Origin of the sequence: Pseudomonas sp. D47 (assembly GCF_045447305.1) — a bacterium.
GTDB lineage: Bacteria > Pseudomonadota > Gammaproteobacteria > Pseudomonadales > Pseudomonadaceae > Aquipseudomonas.
Genome location: NZ_JBJGXU010000233.1, coordinates 1 through 210, shown reverse-complemented (window position 1 = coordinate 210; position 210 = coordinate 1). Strand labels below are relative to the sequence as shown.

At 51.9% G+C, this 210-nt stretch carries 1 protein-coding gene; it reads left to right on the top strand.

What is annotated here, in order from left to right; all coding sequences use genetic code 11:
• Positions 1-210, top strand: a 210-nt coding sequence (locus ACI77I_RS32345; protein WP_407000292.1) for a hypothetical protein, incomplete at both ends; no start/stop codon positions are given.

The window sequence follows — 210 nt, the reverse complement described above, 5'->3', positions numbered from 1 at the left end:
TACGAAACAGTGCGCAAGAATGCTTTAGCACGGGCTGCAAAACTGACGCACATATCGCAAAAGCAGCTGGCCGCACTCATTACGCGACCAAGCAATGAACAGATCGCAATCAGTGCGGACAATATCTTGGGGGTGGAACCTGCCCAACCTTCCGCACCAGAAGTCGGACCTTTTAACTCTTTAGAGCTAGCCCCACAGGAAGTCGATGCT